The following is a 16186-nucleotide window of genomic DNA, read 5'->3' as shown; positions in this document are numbered from 1 at the left end:
TCCGGTACGGGGGGCTCCGTCGTATCCCGGCCGCCCTACGCGTTGTACGCGGACTGCGCCCGCTCCAGACCCTCCTGGACCAGACACTCCACCGCGTCCGCCGACCGGTCCACGAACCAGTCCAGCTCCTTGCGCTCCGTCGACGAGAAGTCCTTCAGCACGAAATCCGCCACCTGCATCCGCCCCGGCGGCCGCCCGATCCCGCACCGCACCCGGTGGTAGTCCGCACCCATCGCCTTCGTCATCGACTTCAGCCCGTTGTGGCCGTTGTCCCCGCCACCCAGCTTCAGCCGCAACGTCGCGTAATCGATGTCCAGCTCGTCATGGACCGCCACGATCCGCTCCACCGGCACCTTGTAGAAATCCCGCAGCGCCGTCACCGGACCACCCGACAGGTTCATGAACGACATCGGCTTCGCGATCACCACACGCCGGTTCAGCGGCCCGGGCGGACCCATCCGCCCCTCGAGAACCTGCGCCCGCGCCTTGTGCGCCTTGAACTTCCCGCCGATCCGCTCCGCCAGCAGGTCGGCCACCATGAACCCGATGTTGTGGCGGTTGCCGGCGTACTCCGCCCCCGGGTTACCGAGACCGACGATCAGCCACGGCGCCGTATCGTCCGACATCACAAACTCCTCAATCCCGTGAACGAGAACGACCGCCGTCCCGCTCCAGTGGAGCCGGACGGCGGTCGGTCAGCAACTGCTGAGGGGGAGGGGCGAGGCTCAGGCCTCGTCGCCCTCGGCCGCCTCGGCGGCCGGCTCCTCGGCCTGCGGGGCGACGACCTGCAGAACGGCGGTCTCACCGTCGACGGCCAGCGTGGTGCCGGCCGGCAGGACCAGGTCGGAGGCGTGCACCGTGGCACCGGCCTCCAGGCCCGCGATGGAAACGGTGACCTCGGTCGGGATGTGGGTGGCCTCGGCCTCGACGGTGATCGTCGTCAGCAGGGTCTCCAGCAGGTTGCCGCCCGCAGCCAGGTCGCCCTCGGTCACGACCGGAACCTCGACCGTGACCTTCTCGCCCTTCTGGACGATCAGGAAGTCGACGTGCAGGATGTTGCGCTTCAGCGGGTGACGCTGAACGGCCTTCGGGATGACCAGCTCGGTGCCGTCGCCCTCGATGTCCAGGGACAGCAGCACGTTCGGGGTCTTCAGGGCCATCATCAGCGCGTGGGCCTCGACGCCGACGTGCTTCGGGTCGGCACCGTGACCGTAGATGACACCCGGGGTCAGGGCGTCACGACGGGACTGGCGGGCAGAGCCCTTGCCGAAGGTGTCGCGGAGCTTCGCGGAAAGCTTGATCTCGGACATGTTCACTCCTCGTGGGGTGACGAAACGGACAGAAGTCACCCGGCCGGAACGGCCTGCTACGAAGAGCGCGTCGATAACGGAGCACCCGCACCCGAAAACAGGTACGGCCTCCCTCGCCGAGCAACTCATCGAGTGTACCCGGCGGGGAGGCCGCCCCCAAAAGGATCTAGCGCAGGCCGTCAGGCCCAGGTCCTACTGCTGCTCCTCGAACAGGCTCGTCACCGAACCGTCCTCGAACACCTCGCGCACCGCACGGGCGATCATCGGGGCGATCGACAGGACCGTGATCTTGTCGAGCTCCAGGTCCGAGGGGTCCGGCAGCGTGTTCGTGAAGACGAACTCGCTGACCTTCGAGTTCTTCAGACGGTCGGCAGCCGGACCCGACAGGATGCCGTGCGTCGCGGTCACGATCACGTCCTCCGCACCGTGCGCGAACAGCGCGTCGGCCGCGGCACAGATCGTGCCACCCGTGTCGATCATGTCGTCGACCAGGACGCAGACACGGCCCTTGACCTCACCGACCACCTCGTGGACCGTCACCTGGTTGGCGACGTCCTTGTCGCGGCGCTTGTGCACGATCGCCAGCGGCGCGTCCAGACGGTCGCACCAGCGGTCCGCCACACGCACACGGCCGGCGTCCGGGGACACCACCGTCAGCTTCGTGCGGTCCACCTTGGCGCCCACGTAGTCCGCCAGGACGTTCAGGGCCGACAGGTGGTCCACCGGACCGTCGAAGAAGCCCTGGATCTGGTCCGTGTGCAGGTCCACCGTCAGGATCCGGTCCGCACCCGACGTCTTCAGCAGGTCCGCCACCAGACGCGCCGAGATCGGCTCGCGGCCCTTGTGCTTCTTGTCCTGACGGGCGTACCCGTACGACGGGATGATCACCGTGATGGAACGAGCCGACGCGCGCTTCAGCGCGTCGATCATGATCAGCTGCTCCATGATCCACTTGTTGATCGGAGCCGTGTGGCTCTGGATCAGGAAGCAGTCCGCGCCACGCGCCGACTCCTGGAAGCGGACGTAGATCTCGCCGTTCGCGAAGTCGAAAGCCTTGGTCGGCACCAGGCTGACCCCCAGCTGGTGCGCGACCTCCTCGGCCAGCTCGGGGTGGGCGCGGCCGGAGAAGAGCATCAGCTTCTTCTCGCCGGTCGTCTTGATCCCGGTCACAGCACTGTCTCCTCAGACGTGTGAAAAGCTGCTCGCCCCCGTGTACGTCCGTCCCGCACACGGTGAGCCAGCCGAATTGCGTGCACCTATCACGGTACGCCGTCCCGGGCGCACTCGTTTCCGGTCAGTTCACCTCAGGGGTGGCCGGAGTCCTTCTCGGACGAGGACTGCGCGGCCGTCGCGGCCGCGCTGCCGGGCCGCTTGCGGGCCACCCAACCCTCGATATTCCGCTGCTGACCGCGTGCCACGGCCAGCGCACCCGCCGGGACGTCCTTCGTGATCACCGAACCGGCCGCCGTGTAGGCGCCGTCCCCGATGGTGACCGGAGCCACAAACATGTTGTCCGAACCCGTCTTGCAATGTGAGCCGACGGTCGTGTGGTGCTTGTGCTCGCCGTCGTAGTTCACGAAGACGCTCGCCGCACCGATGTTCGTGTACTCGCCGATCGTCGCGTCACCGACGTAGGACAGGTGCGGGACCTTCGTGCCCTCGCCGATCGTCGCGTTCTTCATCTCGACGTACGTACCGGCCTTCGCCTTCAGGCCCAGGTTCGTCCCCGGACGCAGGTACGCGAACGGGCCGACCGTGGCCTGGTCGCCGACGACCGCCCCGTCCGCCACCGTGTTGTCCACCCGGGCACCCGCGCCCACGCGGGTGTCCTTCAGCCGGGTGTTCGGGCCGACCTCGGCCCCCTCGCCGATGTGCGTGGCGCCCAGCAGCTGGGTGCCGGGGTGGATCAGGGCGTCCTGCCCGAAGGTGACCGTCACGTCGACGAACACGCTGCCCGGGTCCACGACGGTCACGCCCGCGAGCATGGCCCGCTCCAGCAGACGCGCGTTCAGCAGCGCGCGGGCCTCGGCGAGCTGCACGCGGTTGTTGATCCCGAGGATCTCCCGGTGGTCGCTGCCGACCGCCGCGCCGACGCGGTGACCCGCCTCGCGCAGGATCCCGAGCACGTCGGTGAGGTACTCCTCGCCCTGGCTGTTGTCGGTGCGGACCTTGCCGAGCGCGTCGGCGAGGAGGGCGCCGTCGAAGGCGAAGACCCCGGAGTTGATCTCGCGGATCGCGCGCTGGGCGTCGGTGGCGTCCTTGTGCTCGACGATGGCCGTGACGGCGCCGGTGGCCTCGTCGCGGACGATACGGCCGTAGCCGGTCGAGTCGGGGACCTCGGCGGTCAGGACGGTGACGGCGTTGCCGTCGGCCTCGTGGGTGGCCGCGAGGGCGCGCAGGGTCTCGCCGGTGAGCAGCGGGGTGTCGCCGCAGACGACGATGACGGTGCCGGTGAGCGTGCCGCCGAGCTCTTCGAGGGCCATCCGGACGGCGTGGCCGGTGCCGTTCTGCTCGTACTGGACGGCGGTGCGGACGCCGGCGTCGATGCCGGCGAGGTGCGCGGTCACCTGCTCGCGGGCGTGGCCCACGACGACGACGAGGTGGGCCGGGTCGAGCTCGCGGGAGGCGGCGACCACGTGACCGACGAGCGAGCGCCCGCAGATCTCGTGCAGGACCTTGGGAGTGGCCGACTTCATGCGGGTGCCCTCACCCGCTGCGAGTACGACGACGGCTGCCGGGCGGGTTGCGCTCACGGGTGTGCCCTTCGGCTTCGGGGGTGGACCCGTGAAGGATAGCGGGGGGTCACGGGTCGGAAACGAGGCCGGGTCCCGACCTTGAGGTCAGGACCCGAACGCGGCTTTGCTCCCCTGCCAGGACTCGAACCCGGACATAGGACTCCAAAGGTCCCAGTGCTGCCGATTACACCACAGGGGATGGCAAATCACTCCAAACCGGACATTCGATCTTCCCGGTTCGGGTTGGACGCCCCTACTATGCCGCACCATGCGCCCTCAATGCGACGGTACAAGTCGCAACCGGCGGACACACGGACGACCAGGCATCCTCGGTATTCCGGACCGGTGTTCTTCCTGACGGTCTTCGGGTTGTGCTTCTTGAGTGTCGTCTTCTGCAACTGCGACCGGTCCACCCCGACCAGCTCCGACCAGTACAGCTCCGCGCCGGAGACGTCTGCCGTTTCGTGGATCATCACGCGGAAGCGCAACCGCTCGCGCGGGATGCCCATGAGGGTGAGCCACGCCAGGTAGACGCGGATGACGCCCGGATCGCTGTTGATGAACGTGACGCTCTCGTCGCGCCGGTACGGCTTGCTCTTGCTGCCTTCCGCCCAGTAGAGGGCGACTCCGGCGATGAACAGGTCGCGGTCGCTGAGTGGCCCGACCTCCGCCCTTGCGGCCTCGACGGCCGCGTCGCGAGCCGCTTCGCGGCGCGGGCTTTCGTGGGCCCACCGCTTGCGTGCGGCATCCCGGCCCTGTTCCGCGGGGGAGCGGTGATCCACCTTCGGCAGGTCCCGGACCCAGAGGGAGATCGAGCTCTTCGAGCAGCCCAGTTCGGCCTGTATCTGGTCGTAGGTCATGCCTTGGCGGCGGAGTTCCCTGGCGTGGTCGCGGAGGTCGTCCTTCGCGTTCGGGCGCTTCGTCCATTGCGGCGGCGGCTCGCCTTGGAGGAGCCGGTTCAGGATCTCCCCGTTGAAGACCTGGAGCCGGTCGCGGATCTGGCGGCGGCTGAGGCCTTCGCGGCGGAGGGTCACGGCCTGGGTGCGGAGGCCCTCGAAGTCGGCGTATTTGCTCATGGGGTCAGGTTGGTCCGGAATGTGGGATTCAGGTCTCGGATCGCGGGCGATTCATTCGTGCGTGCGATTACCCCGCGTTCGCCGGAATTCCGTTCGCGCCCGTGCTGGGGGCGCTGCGTACGCTGGCGGCATGACCAGTACGGGGGAAGAGCGCGACGGGGCCGGGCGGGACGGGCCGTGGTGGTGGGAGCGGCGGCGGGGGGCCGTGCTCGATGTGGGGCTGGGGGTGGTTTCGGCCGCGGAGTGTGCGGTGGAGGGGGTTCCGTTCGCGCGCGAGGCCGGGCTGCCGGTGCTGCTCGGGGTGGTGTTCGGGGTGGTCGTGGGGTCCGTGCTGGTGCTGCGGCGGCGGTGGCCGGTCGCCGTGGTGCTGGTGGGGATCGCCGTGACGCCGGCGGCGATGGGGTTCCTGCTCGGGGTGCTGGGGCTGTACACGCTGGCCGCCTGTGAGGTGCCGCGGCGGATCACGGCCACGCTGGCGTCGATGGCCCTGGCGGGGACGCTCGTCGTCACGTACGTGCGGACCCGGGGGGACGTGGACGGGGAGGGCGCCCTGGTCTTCGTGCTGTCCGCGTTCATGGCGGTGGCGCTGACCGTGCCGCCGGTGCTGCTCGGGCTGTACGTGGGGGCGCGGCGGCGGTTGATGGAGAGCCTGCAGGAGCGGGCGGATTCGCTGGAGCGGGAGCTGTCGCTGCTGGCGGACCGGGCGGAGGAGCGGGCGGAGTGGGCGCGTCAGGAGGAGCGGACGCGGATCGCGCGGGAGATGCACGACGTGGTGGCGCACCGGGTGTCGCTGATGGTGGTGCATGCGGCGGCGTTGCAGGCGGTGGCGGGGAAGGACCCGGAGAAGGCGGTGCGGAACGCGGCGCTGGTGGGTGACATGGGGCGCCAGGCGTTGACGGAGCTGCGGGAGATGCTGGGGGTGCTGCGGGCGTCGGAGAAGCCGGTGCGGGCGGTGGCTGCCGTGGCGGCGCCGGTGGCGGCGGTGGCCGAGGAGGGGCCTTCGCTGGCGGAGCTGGAGGTGCTCGTGGGGCAGTCGCGGGCGGCGGGGATGAGCGTGGAGGTGGTGGTGCAGGGGGAGCGGGGGGTGTATCCGGCGGAGGTGGAGCAGACGGCGTTCCGGGTGGTGCAGGAGGCGTTGACGAACTGCCACAAGCACGCTCCGGGTGCGCGGGTCGTCGTCCGGCTGGCGCACCGGGAGGGGGAGGTGGCGATGCAGGTGGAGAACGGGCCGTGTGAGGGGGAGGCGCGGGGGGCCGATCTGCCCAGTGGGGGGAACGGTCTGGTGGGGATGCGGGAGCGGGTGCTGGGGCTGGGCGGGGTGTTCGTGTCGGGGCCGACGGACGGGGGCGGGTTCAAGGTGTCGGCGGTGTTGCCGTTCCGGTAGTCCCGCCCCCGGGTGTGGTCAGGCTTCGGTGGTGAGGCGGGCGGGCTGGAGGCCGGTGAGGAGGAGGGTGAGGGCCTCGTCGAGGGTGGCGCCGAGGTACCAGTCGCCGGTGTGGTCGACGAGGTAGGTGCGGCCTTCGCGGTCGATGGCGAGGTGGGCGCCGCCGGTGGTGTCGGAGCCGAGGGGGCAGAGCTCGGTGGACAGGGCCCGTCCGAGGTCGGCGAAGGTGCGGGCGAGGTGGAGGCCGGTCAGGGGGTCGAGGCGGACCGGGGTGGGGGCTATCTGGCGGCCGGGTCCGGGGGCGGCGATGGTGAGGCCGCCGAATTCGGCCCAGGCTTCGACGGCCGCGGGGAAGACGGTGTGGCGGTGGCCGGCGGGGGTGGTGTGGTCGCGGAGGGCGTCGGCCCAGTATTCGGCTTGCTTGATGTCCCAGCGGCCGGGTTCCCAGCCGGCGGTGCGCAGGGCCGCGTCGACGCCGACGGGGAAGCGGTTGGCGGAGGAGCGGCCGTAGGAGGCCGGTGCGGGCGAGGAGGCCGGTGCGGCCGGTGCGGCCGAGGTGGCTGAGGAGGCTGAGGAGGCGGTCATGGTGGCTACTCGGGCTGGGTGAGGTCGACGGGTCGGACGCCGAAGTGGTTGAGGAGCGCGTCGCAGGAGCGGCAGGGGGGTGCGTAGCTGCCGTGGAGGGGGTCGCCGTCCTCGCGGATGCGGCGGGCAGTGATCTTGGAGTGTTTCAGGGCGCGGCGGGCTTCGCTCGCGGTGAGGGGTTTGCGGGAGGCGCGTCTGCTGCGGGCGCCTTCGACGGTGGTGAGGTGGCGGGAGAGGAGTATCGCCTCGGGACAGCGGCCGGTGAAGCGTTCCCGCTGGCCGCTGGTGAGGGTGTCGAGGAAGTCCTGGACGAGGGGGTGCAGTACGGGTGGCTGGTCGCCCTTGCCGGCGGTGCCGGTGAGGGTTTCGCCGCGTACGGAGAGGGCGGCGGCGACGGTGGGCAGGATGCCGTCGCGGCGGAAGCGCAGTACGGGCGGGGTGTGGGGGCCCGCGGCGGTGCTCCAGCGCAGGCGGGGGTCGCCGGCGGGGCCGGTGTCGGTGTGCTGCCCGCGGTCCGTGCGGGGTGCCGCGTGCTGCGTGCTCGCCGTGCCCGCCGTGTGCGTGGTCGCTGTCTGCATGGTCCCTCTTCCCTCCCGTGGCGGCGGTGGTGGCCGCTGTCGCTCACGCCCCCGTGCTGCGGGGACAGCCTGTCAAATGTCCGCTGTCGCGTGGAAGCGGGGTCGAATATTCGTATCAATTCGGATGTTCCTGCCCCGTGCGCCCCTGCTGGGGTCGGGGGCGGCCAGGGGTCTTGCCGGAGCACATAGGCTGTGGTGAACCAGCCAGATCCAGCAGGGGGCCACCACCATGACGACAGGTCGGCTCGGGCAGCAGGCCGTGCCACCCAACGCCGCGTACTCGGGGCAGGTCGTGCATTTCCCGGACCCGGTCCGGGCCGCTCGGCATCCCCACGGCGTGCGGATGGACGGGGACGGCCATCCCGACTTCTCGCGGTACGCGCGTGCGGCGGTGGAGATCGCCGAGCCGCCGGAGGGGTTCGGCGCGGATGAGCTGCGGCTGACGGACTGCGTGTCCGCGAACGCGGCGATGCGTGCGGCGGGCCATCCGCTGTGGGACACGGTCGGGCCGGTGGCGACGCCGCACGGCTGGACGTGGCACCACGTGGCGGGTTCGCGGCGGATGGAGCTGGTCCCGGTCGAGGTGAAGGCGCTGCTGCGGCATCACGCGGGTCTGGCGACGGCTCCGGTGGACCACGAGAAGCGTGGCGGGCGGCCGTTGCAGGAGGTGCGGCCGGTGCACCTGGGGCTGCCGAAGACCCTGGTGTCGGTGTCGGAGTCGCAGGTCCAGGGCGTCGAGGAGGATCTGGGGTACCGGCTTCCGGAGGCGTACCGCTCGTTCCTGAAGGCGGCGGGCGGGTGCGCGCCGGTGGGCGCGGGGCTGTTCGTGGAGCTGGGGATGCTGGTGGACCAGCCGTTCTTCACGGTGCGTGAGGAGGCGGCGGTCAACGACCTCGTCTACATCAACAAGTGTCTGCGGGACCACCTGACGAAGGACTACCTGTGCGTGGCCTTCGTGCAGGGCGGGCTGCTCGCGGTGAAGGTGCGGGGGGATCAGGTCGGTTCCGTCTGGTTCTCCCCGTACGACGACGCGCGCGACCGGGACGGCTGGTCGGTGCAGGAGCGCGTGGAGCGGCTGTTGCTGCCGTGCGGTGCCGATTTCGATGCCTTCCTGGAGCGGTTGGCGGGGAACCCGCCGGAGCTGGAGACGGTGGCCGGTCTGATGGTGGACGGCGGATTCGCGCGCTCGGTTGCAGTGTCGGGGTCGGTTCCGGTGGCTGGCACCGGCATGGGTGAGGGGTGAGCGCGTCGTGGTGACGTTCGCGCAGGCGCAGGAGCGCGCCGAGGAGTGGATCAACGGGGACGTGCCCGGGTACCAGCACCGTGAGGTGCGGGTGCGGGAGTTCGGGCTGGGCTTCGTGGTGTGGGCGGAGGACCGGGCCGGGGGTCCGGTGTCGGGTGGTGGCCGGCAGCGGCTGGTCATCGCGCGGGACAGCGGTGAGGTGACGCTGTGGCCGGGGCTGCCGGTGGGTGAGGTGATCCGGCGGTACGAGGAGGAGTACGGGGCGGCTGCCGCGGCGGCTGCGGAGGCTTCGGTTCCGCCGCCGCGGATCGATTCGGAGCAGACGTCGTTCATGCTGAGCCCGCCGGAGTGGCTGCAGGAGGCCGCGGACCGGGCGGGGATTCCGCCGGCGGGGGCCGGGGCGGGGGCCGGTTCCGGGTCTCGGTCTGGGGCCGGGGCCGGGGTGGTTGCGGGGGCTGGTTCGGGTGCCTCCGGGGCCGGTGCCGGTTCGGAGGGCGCTGGCTTCGGTGCCGGTTCCGGTGCGCCGGATGTGGTGCCGTTGCGGCGTGAGGGCGAGGTTGCGCACGAGCCGACCGCGAACGACGGGGTGCCGGCCGGGGCCACGCCGTGGGCCGGGACCGATGTGAACCCGGGCGCCGACGACGGCTCCGTACCGCTGCCCGCGACGGTGTTCGCGCCGGCGCTGTCGGGTTCCGACCTGGATGACGCCCCGGGGTCCGCCGGGGCGTCTGCGGAGGCCAGGACCACGCTGATGCCGGGTGGGAGCCAGCTGCCGAAGACCGCGATCGCTCCGGCGCTGGGGCTGGGTGCGGCCGCCGCGGGTGCGGCTGCTGCGGACATCGCCGACGCCCCGGCGGGCGGGGTGCCGCAGGGCGGTGGCGGCCCGGTTCCGGCGGTCCCGCCGGTTCCGGCTGGTGCTCCGGGTGTGCCGGGTGTGCCGGCTGCTCCGGGCGCTCCGGGTGTGCCGGGTGTGCCGGCTGCTCCGGGCGCTCCGGGCGCTCCGGGTGTGCCGGCTGCTCCGGCTGCTCCGGCTGCTCCGGGTGTGCCGGATGCTCCGGGTGGGCCTGGTGCGGCTGGGGGTTCGGCGCCGTCCGGGCCGTCCGTTCCGCCTGCGCCCGTTGGTGCGCCTTCCGCGCCCGGTGCGCCTTCCGCGCCCGGTGCGTCCGGGGGTGGGGCGTACGCCGCGACGATGCTGGCCGGGCCGGGGACCGTTCCGCCTCCCGGGCCTCCCGCGCCGCCCGGTGCACCGGTGCCGCCTCCCGCGCCGCCGGGGGCTCCGGCTGCTCCTGGTTCCGGTTCGCTCGGGGGCGGGCTCGACCACGCCGCCACGATGCTGGCCGGCCCCGCGGTCGTGCAGCCGCCGCAGCCGCCCGGGCCCCCCGGTGCGCCGCCCGCGCCTCCCGGTGCTCCCGCCGCGCCCGCGCCTCCGGGTGCGCCCGGGGGCGGGCTTCAGCATGCCGCGACGATGCTCGCGGGTCCGGCCGTCGTGCAGCCGCCCCAGCCGCCCGGGCCTCCGGGTGCGCCGGTGGCTCCGCCCGCGCCTCCCGGTGCTCCGGGTGCGCCCGGCGGGGCCGGTGGTTCGCTCGGGGGTGGGCTCGACCACGCCGCCACGATGCTGGCCGGTCCGGCCGTCGTGCAGCCGCCCGCCCCGCCGGGGCCGCCCGGTGCTCCTGGTGCGCCCGGGGCTCCCGGCGCGCCCGGGGCTCCCGGCGCGCCCGGGGGTGGGATGCAGCACGCCGCGACGATGCTGGCCGGGCCCGGCACCGTTGCGCCGCCCGGGCCGCCCTCCGCGCCGCCCGGCGGGCCTGCGGGGCAGCCGCCGGCCGCCCCGTCCGGCGTGCCCACGGTCGGCCCGGGCTACCAGGCCGTGCTCCGCTACCGTGCGCCCGACGGCTCCGAGCAGCAGCTCATCCGCCGCTCGGCGCCCGGTACCCCGCACCCCGAGTGGCAGATCCTCTACGAGCTCCGTGCGATGAACGTGCCGCCGCAGCAGGTGCTGGAGCTGCACACCGAGCTGGCCTCCTGTGAGCTGCCCGGCGGCTACTGCGCGCGGATGATCCGGGAGACCTGGCCGCAGGTGCGGATCACGAGCGTGGCCCCGTACGGGACCGACCACGCGGGACGCCAGCAGGGCATGCGGCACCTGCTCACCCATCAGGGCGAGCTGCACCAGGTGGCGGACGGTCCGGCGCGTCCGGCGCCGGTGCGGGCGCCGCTGCCGCAGGTGCCGCTCCAGCCGGCGATCCCGATGGACGCCATCGCGCAGGAGCTCGCGGGGGCGTTCGGGCCGCAGGGCGTGTTCCGGTTCGACCAGCGGGCGGTGTCGCGCCAGGGTGTGCCGGAGATCGTGGCGCAGACCCTGATGTGGGCGGGTCTGCCGGTCGATTTCGGGCCGTTCTTCTGGGCGCAGGCCGTGCCGGGGCAGCCGGTGCCGACGCTGGCCGAGCTGGCGGCGCAGCGGCAGGTGCAGCCGGCGTCGGACGCGGGTTCGTACCTGGTGATCGGCAGTGACTTCGGCAAGGCGCTGTGCGTGCAGTACGGGACGGCCCACATCGTGGCGGTGCCGGTGGAGGGTGGTCCGGGTGGGGCGCCCGTGCCGCCGCAGTTCGTCAATTCGAGCCTGCCGCAGTTCGCGCGGTCGCTGGCGATGCTGGGTCAGATGTGGCGGCTGCGGCAGCATCTGACGCCGGAACAGGCCGGGCGCTGGACGGTCGATTTCCAGGCGAATCTGGCGGGGCTCGACAGTGCGGCGCTGGCGTCGCCGGAGAGCTGGTGGTCGGTGCTGCTGGAGCAGATGTGGGACGGACTGCTCTGATCGGGCGGGTCCGTTGATCGGACGGATGGCCGGGCCGGGACCCTCGACGGGGGTCCCGGCCCGGCCATTCAGGCTTCTGGCCTCAAATGACGCATCCTTGACGGGAATCCCCGCGAGAGAGGCGCTTCCAGGATGAGTGCACCCATGTCACCTCACGGACCCCAGGGTTTCTCGACCGTGCGCGGCGGCCGCGGCTACCGGCCGGAGGACGTCGACCGGTATGTCGCCCGGCTGGCCGGCAGCCGGGACGAGGCCTGGGAACGGGTGGCACGGCTGACCGTCCTGGCGCGGCAGATGGAGGAGGAGGCGGAGCGGCTGCGTGCGGCGGTGGCGGCGCTGGCTCCGCAGACGTACGACGAGCTGAGCGAGCGCGCCCGGCGGATCCTGTCGCTGGCCCAGGAGGAGGCGGAGGTCCTGCGGGCGGACGCGCGGGCGGACGCGGCGGAGGCGGCGGGGGCGGCCGAGGCGCACGCGGAGCGGGTGGCGGAGCTGGCGCGGCACGACGCGGAGGCGGTGCGGGAGCAGACCGAGGTGCGGGCGCGGCAGGGGCTGTTGCGGGCGCAGCGGGAGGCGGACGAGGCGCGGGCGAAGGCGCGCGAGGACGCCGCGGGATGGCGGGCCGAGGCGCAGGCCGGGCTGGCGGAGGCGCGGCGGCGGTCGCAGGCGTTGCTCGCGGAGCGGGAGCAGGAGCAGGTTGAGCGGTGGGACGCCGCCGGGCGGGAGGCGGCGGCGCGGGAGGCGGAGCTGGAGGCGCGGCTGGCGGAGATGGAGCGGTACGCGCAGGGGCGGTTGGCGGAGGCGCGGCGGGGGTTCGCGGAGGCGGAGGAGTCGGCGCGGCACGGGCAGGAGGACGCGGAGGCGCGGGCGGCGGAGCTGGTGGCGCAGGCGCGGGTGCGGGCCGAGCGGGTGGTGCGGGAGACGGACCGGATCCTGCGGGAGCACGCGGAGGCGCAGGAGGAGATGCGGGCGCACATGAACCACGTCCGCTCGAGCCTGGCGGCCCTGACGGGACGGGCGCCGGCGGAGGGGTAGCCCCAGCTCGGGGGAAAGCCGGTGCCCTGTGTGCCGGGACCTGTCAGGATCCCCGCATGGAGATCCGTCGCGTCACTGAGGCCGAGGACGTCAGGGCCGCCGGGCACCTTTTCGATGCGTTCCCTCAACCGGGGGCGACCGCACGGTTTCTGGCCGACGAGCGTCACCACCTTCTGATCGCCTACGTGGACGGCGTCCCGGCAGGGATGGTCACCGGTGTCGAGATGACGCATCCGGACAAGGGGACCGAGATGTTCCTGTACGAGCTGGGAGTGGACGACTCGTTCCGCGGGCGTGGTGTCGGCCGGGCCCTGGTGGCCGCGCTCGCCGGTCTGGCGCGCGAACGCGACTGCTACGGCATGTGGACGGTCACGGACGAGGACAACGCGGCGGCACTGGCGACGTACCGTCGCGCCGGAGGGGTGCCGGAAGGGGATCAGGCGGTACTGGTCTGGACGCGGGACGGGACGTAGCTGCCCGGGGCCCGGTCGCGGTGTGCCGCGTTGCCGACCGGACCCCGGGCACGCGCTAACCGGCGGGCGGCCGGGCGGGGGTGGTCTGGGCGGGGGTGTGGCGGTAGGGGTCGCTGCGCAGGCCGCGGGAGGTGACCACCACCGTGAAGGGGGGTGTGGTGTCGGGCGGGAGGGTGGCCGTGAGGGAGCCGGTCGCCGGGTCCTGGACCGCCGGGAGGGGGGTGTCGTCCACCGTGAGGCGGGGGTCGGTGAAGCCGCCGCCCTCGACCGTGAGGACGCCGTCGGGGCTGACGGCGGCGTGGGTGATGACGGGGTTGCCGCGGGTGGCCATCTTGTTGACCAGGTACGCCCCCGCCGGAGCGCCGGTCAGGGCCCAGATCTCGGCCGGGAGTTCCGGCAGGCCGCCGCCCACGTCGGAGAGGAAGAACAGGACGACGTACAGCATCGTCACCGCGCTCAGGGCCACGTACTGGAGGTCCACGAGGTCGGTGCGGCCGCTGTCGTTGGCGATGAGCTCCCGCAGCGGCCGGCGGCCGGTGGCGGTGGGCTTCGGGGCCGGCTTGGCCAGGGTGCCGTGCTCCACCCGGATGCCGACGACCGTTTTCGCCGCGATCAGGGCGACGTACGGGCCGCCGAGCAGCGGGAGGTAGACGGTGGTCAGGGCGGACAGCGGGCCGTGTTCGCCGCGGAAGTAGCCGGTTCCGCCGCCGGCCGTCAGCCCGTAGCCGAGGATGGTGAGCAGCAGCCAGACCAGGATCACCGTCCAGGCCAGGGCCAGGGTGGTCGAGGTGGAGAGCCGGCCGTCGCGTCCGGTGACGAAGCCGGGCCTGCGGTACAGGCGCAGGGTGACGGGTCCGGCCAGGGCGGCCAGTAACGCCAGTGCGAAGAGTGCGGATGCCATGTCGTCCCCCCGGGGTGTGGTCGTGGGGAGAGCGTCACCCGAGCAGGGCGGGCATGACAAGTTGTCAAGCGGCTGTCATTCGTGTTCCGGCAGGACGGGGAACCGTCTGGGCGCCACGAGCAGCAGCACCAGCACCGCCGCGACCCCGGCGAACGCCGCGCCGAGGAAGATGTGGTGCACCGCGGCCGCCACCGCCTCCCGCAGGTGCTCCGACGCGGCCCGTGAGAGGCTGCCCGGCTCGGCCAGGGCGCGTGACACGTCCTCCAGCCGGTGCGGCAGCCCCGGCTCGCGCTCCCGTGCCAGCCGGGCGGCGACGGTCGCGTTGGCCACCGCCCCCATCAGCGCGGCCCCCACGGCCTGCCCGACGGTGCGGCAGAAGAGCACCGAGGCGGTGGTCGTGCCGCGCTCGGCCCAGCCCACGGTGGACTGCACCCCGGCCATCAGCGGCAGCTGGAACAGGCCCAGCGCCGCCCCCAGCAGCAGCATGATCACCGCGGGCTGCCAGGGCCGCGCCGGGTAGGGAAGCAGGGTGAAGGAGAACAGCACCGCCGCGGCCAGCCCCATCCCCAGGGCGGCGGTGTCTCGGAAGCCGATGCGCCGGTACACGTGCTGGCAGACGGCGGCCGACAGCGGCCAGCTCAGGGTCATCAGGCCCGTCACCAGCCCCGCCCCGACCGGGCCGAGCCCCAGCACGGACTGGGCGTAGGTCGGCATGAACACCATCGGGGCGACCATCAGCAGCCCCAGCGCCCCCATCGCCAGGTTGACGGCGGCGATGGTCCGCCGGCGCCACACCCACCCGGGCAGGATCGGGTCCGCGGCCCTGCGCTCCACCCGCACCACGACCGCCGCCAGCACCGCGCTCGCGCCCAGCAGCCCCAGCGACGGCGGGGACAGCCAGGGCCAGGCCACCCCGCCCTGGACCAGCGCGAACAGCAGCAGCCCGCCGCACGCGAAGATCCCGAGCGCCCCCGCCCAGTCGACGGGCCCGCGCCGGCCCGGGGAGCGCCGGGGTTCGGTCAGGTGGCGGACGGTCAGCCACAGGGCCAGCCCGGCCATCGGCACGTTGATCAGGAAGGTCCAGCGCCACCCCGCGTACCCCGCGATCACTCCGCCGAGGGCCGGGCCGATGAGCGCGGAGCTCGCCCACACGGTGGTCATCCGGGCCTGGATGCGCGGGCGCTCGCGCAGCGGGTAGAGGTCGGCGGCCAGGGTCTGCACGGTGCTCTGCAGGGCGCCGCCGCCCAGCCCCTGGACGATCCGGAAGGCGATCAGCGCGGCCATGTTCCAGGCGGACGCGCACAGCAGCGAGCCGACGAGGAACAGGGCGGTGCCGAAGACCAGGACCGGTTTGCGGCCGAAGGTGTCGCTGAGTTTGCCGTAGACGGGGAGGGTGACGGTCACGGCGAGGAGGTAGCCGGAGAACAGCCAGGAGAAGACGGAGAAACCGCCGATGTCCCCGACGATCTGGGGGACGGCGGTCGAGACGATCGTGAGGTCGAGGGCGACCAGGGCCATGCACAGCATCAGCGAGGCGACGACCTTCGCCGGGGGCCGGCCCTGGACGGGTATGCCGGCCTCCGCCTCCCCGGCGGAAACCTTTCCCCCGGCGGCGCCGGCCGCCCCTCCGCGGGGGATCCGCCCCCGCCCTCGTCCGTCTCCACCGGCCTCTCCCTTCGTCCGCGCGTGCACACCCTCTCACCGGGGTGGGCCGGGCGGAATCCCCATCTCACGCGGGGTGACCCGGGCGGTGCCCCCTACGTCCCGTCCACCGCAGGGGGGACGACCCCTAGGGGTCCCTCAGCAATTGGGCCCATGGGACTTTCGTCCCGGCGGAGGAGGCCGAAGGGCCCGGCACGTCTTTAACTGGTTCACATGGGCGGGGCCGCGGGGGCGAGGTGGGGTTAACCCCCGGCGGATACGGCGACGGGCACCAGGGCGCCGGGCACCCCCGTTCAGCAGACTTCACGAAGGCGACGCGCGGACGCATGCACGCAGTTACGCACGCGGCGGTAGGCACGGACGCACGCACCACACCAACAGGGGAGAAGCAG

At 72.9% G+C, this 16186-nt stretch carries 14 protein-coding genes and 1 tRNA gene; 5 read left to right on the top strand and 10 right to left on the bottom strand.

Features of this window, described 5'->3' with window-relative positions; translation table 11 throughout:
* Positions 1-35: 35 nt before the first annotated feature.
* The 6 genes from pth to B4U46_RS14610 form a co-directional block, all read right to left on the bottom strand.
* Entirely contained in the window at positions 36-626 is a 591-nt protein-coding gene (pth, locus tag B4U46_RS14635) for an aminoacyl-tRNA hydrolase (RefSeq protein ID WP_079427651.1), read from the bottom strand.
* A gap of 99 nt (positions 627-725) precedes the next feature.
* Positions 726-1310 (bottom strand): 50S ribosomal protein L25/general stress protein Ctc, encoded by a 585-nt coding sequence (locus tag B4U46_RS14630; protein WP_079427649.1) that lies wholly within the window; start codon positions 1308-1310, stop codon positions 726-728.
* A 192-nt stretch (positions 1311-1502) separates the two neighbouring features.
* A complete protein-coding gene (locus tag B4U46_RS14625; protein ID WP_042815924.1) occupies positions 1503-2480 on the bottom strand; it encodes a ribose-phosphate diphosphokinase in 978 nt (325 codons plus the stop codon).
* Positions 2481-2614: 134 nt separating this feature from the next.
* Positions 2615-4063, bottom strand: coding sequence for a bifunctional UDP-N-acetylglucosamine diphosphorylase/glucosamine-1-phosphate N-acetyltransferase GlmU (gene glmU / locus B4U46_RS14620; protein ID WP_079427647.1), 1449 nt, complete (start codon positions 4061-4063; stop codon positions 2615-2617).
* 109 nt (positions 4064-4172) lie between these two features.
* Positions 4173-4244 (bottom strand) — tRNA-Gln (locus B4U46_RS14615).
* 7 nt (positions 4245-4251) lie between these two features.
* Positions 4252-5121, bottom strand: a complete 870-nt coding sequence (locus B4U46_RS14610; RefSeq protein WP_079427645.1) for a hypothetical protein — start codon at positions 5119-5121, stop codon at positions 4252-4254.
* A 130-nt stretch (positions 5122-5251) separates the two neighbouring features.
* Between B4U46_RS14610 and B4U46_RS14605 the strand changes: the two genes are divergently transcribed.
* On the top strand, positions 5252-6505 hold the full coding sequence (locus tag B4U46_RS14605; protein ID WP_079427643.1) for a sensor histidine kinase: 1254 nt from the start codon (positions 5252-5254) through the stop codon (positions 6503-6505).
* An 18-nt stretch (positions 6506-6523) separates the two neighbouring features.
* Here the strand turns inward: B4U46_RS14605 and B4U46_RS14600 are convergent, their stop codons facing one another.
* Entirely contained in the window at positions 6524-7090 is a 567-nt protein-coding gene (locus tag B4U46_RS14600; protein ID WP_079427641.1) for an SUKH-3 domain-containing protein, read from the bottom strand.
* Positions 7091-7095: 5 nt separating this feature from the next.
* Positions 7096-7668, bottom strand: a complete 573-nt coding sequence (locus tag B4U46_RS14595) for a YwqJ-related putative deaminase (RefSeq protein WP_079427639.1) — start codon at positions 7666-7668, stop codon at positions 7096-7098.
* A 229-nt stretch (positions 7669-7897) separates the two neighbouring features.
* Between B4U46_RS14595 and B4U46_RS14590 the strand changes: the two genes are divergently transcribed.
* From B4U46_RS14590 to B4U46_RS14575, 4 genes are all read left to right on the top strand, one after another.
* Positions 7898-8911 (top strand): SMI1/KNR4 family protein, encoded by a 1014-nt coding sequence (locus B4U46_RS14590; protein ID WP_079427637.1) that lies wholly within the window; start codon positions 7898-7900, stop codon positions 8909-8911.
* A gap of 7 nt (positions 8912-8918) precedes the next feature.
* Positions 8919-11726 (top strand): SUKH-4 family immunity protein, encoded by a 2808-nt coding sequence (locus tag B4U46_RS14585; protein WP_079427635.1) that lies wholly within the window; start codon positions 8919-8921, stop codon positions 11724-11726.
* 144 nt (positions 11727-11870) lie between these two features.
* Positions 11871-12758 carry a cellulose-binding protein gene (locus B4U46_RS14580; RefSeq protein WP_159402093.1) on the top strand — a complete coding sequence of 296 codons (888 nt, stop codon included), beginning with the start codon at positions 11871-11873 and terminating at the stop codon, positions 12756-12758.
* A gap of 56 nt (positions 12759-12814) precedes the next feature.
* Entirely contained in the window at positions 12815-13231 is a 417-nt protein-coding gene (locus B4U46_RS14575) for a GNAT family N-acetyltransferase (protein ID WP_079427631.1), read from the top strand.
* 55 nt (positions 13232-13286) lie between these two features.
* Here B4U46_RS14575 and B4U46_RS14570 read toward each other — a convergent pair whose 3' ends face one another.
* Together B4U46_RS14570 and B4U46_RS14565 are read right to left on the bottom strand one after the other, a co-directional pair.
* Positions 13287-14132 carry a hypothetical protein gene (locus B4U46_RS14570; protein ID WP_237292862.1) on the bottom strand — a complete coding sequence of 282 codons (846 nt, stop codon included), beginning with the start codon at positions 14130-14132 and terminating at the stop codon, positions 13287-13289.
* Positions 14133-14207: 75 nt separating this feature from the next.
* A complete protein-coding gene (locus B4U46_RS14565; RefSeq protein ID WP_420543158.1) occupies positions 14208-15824 on the bottom strand; it encodes an MFS transporter in 1617 nt (538 codons plus the stop codon).
* Positions 15825-16186 lie beyond the last annotated feature (362 nt).

It is taken from the genome of Streptomyces katrae, from assembly GCF_002028425.1.
Taxonomy (GTDB): Bacteria; Actinomycetota; Actinomycetes; order Streptomycetales; family Streptomycetaceae; genus Streptomyces; species Streptomyces katrae_A.
Note: the sequence above shows the minus strand (reverse complement) of the source record. Positions and strands in the feature narration are given on the sequence as shown.

What these genes read in the sequence shown, in the direction of transcription:
- B4U46_RS14605 (WP_079427643.1), top strand. Translation starts at nt 5,252, where the DNA reads ATGACCAGTACGGGGGAAGAGCGCGACGGGGCCGGGCGGGACGGGCCG.
- B4U46_RS14580 (WP_159402093.1), top strand. Translation starts at nt 11,871, where the DNA reads ATGTCACCTCACGGACCCCAGGGTTTCTCGACCGTGCGCGGCGGCCGC.
- B4U46_RS14570 (WP_237292862.1), bottom strand. Translation starts at nt 14,132, where the DNA reads ATGGCATCCGCACTCTTCGCACTGGCGTTACTGGCCGCCCTGGCCGGA.
- B4U46_RS14595 (WP_079427639.1), bottom strand. Translation starts at nt 7,668, where the DNA reads ATGCAGACAGCGACCACGCACACGGCGGGCACGGCGAGCACGCAGCAC.
- pth (WP_079427651.1), bottom strand. Translation starts at nt 626, where the DNA reads ATGTCGGACGATACGGCGCCGTGGCTGATCGTCGGTCTCGGTAACCCG.
- B4U46_RS14630 (WP_079427649.1), bottom strand. Translation starts at nt 1,310, where the DNA reads ATGTCCGAGATCAAGCTTTCCGCGAAGCTCCGCGACACCTTCGGCAAG.
- B4U46_RS14610 (WP_079427645.1), bottom strand. Translation starts at nt 5,121, where the DNA reads ATGAGCAAATACGCCGACTTCGAGGGCCTCCGCACCCAGGCCGTGACC.
- B4U46_RS14600 (WP_079427641.1), bottom strand. Translation starts at nt 7,090, where the DNA reads ATGACCGCCTCCTCAGCCTCCTCAGCCACCTCGGCCGCACCGGCCGCA.
- B4U46_RS14575 (WP_079427631.1), top strand. Translation starts at nt 12,815, where the DNA reads ATGGAGATCCGTCGCGTCACTGAGGCCGAGGACGTCAGGGCCGCCGGG.
- B4U46_RS14590 (WP_079427637.1), top strand. Translation starts at nt 7,898, where the DNA reads ATGACGACAGGTCGGCTCGGGCAGCAGGCCGTGCCACCCAACGCCGCG.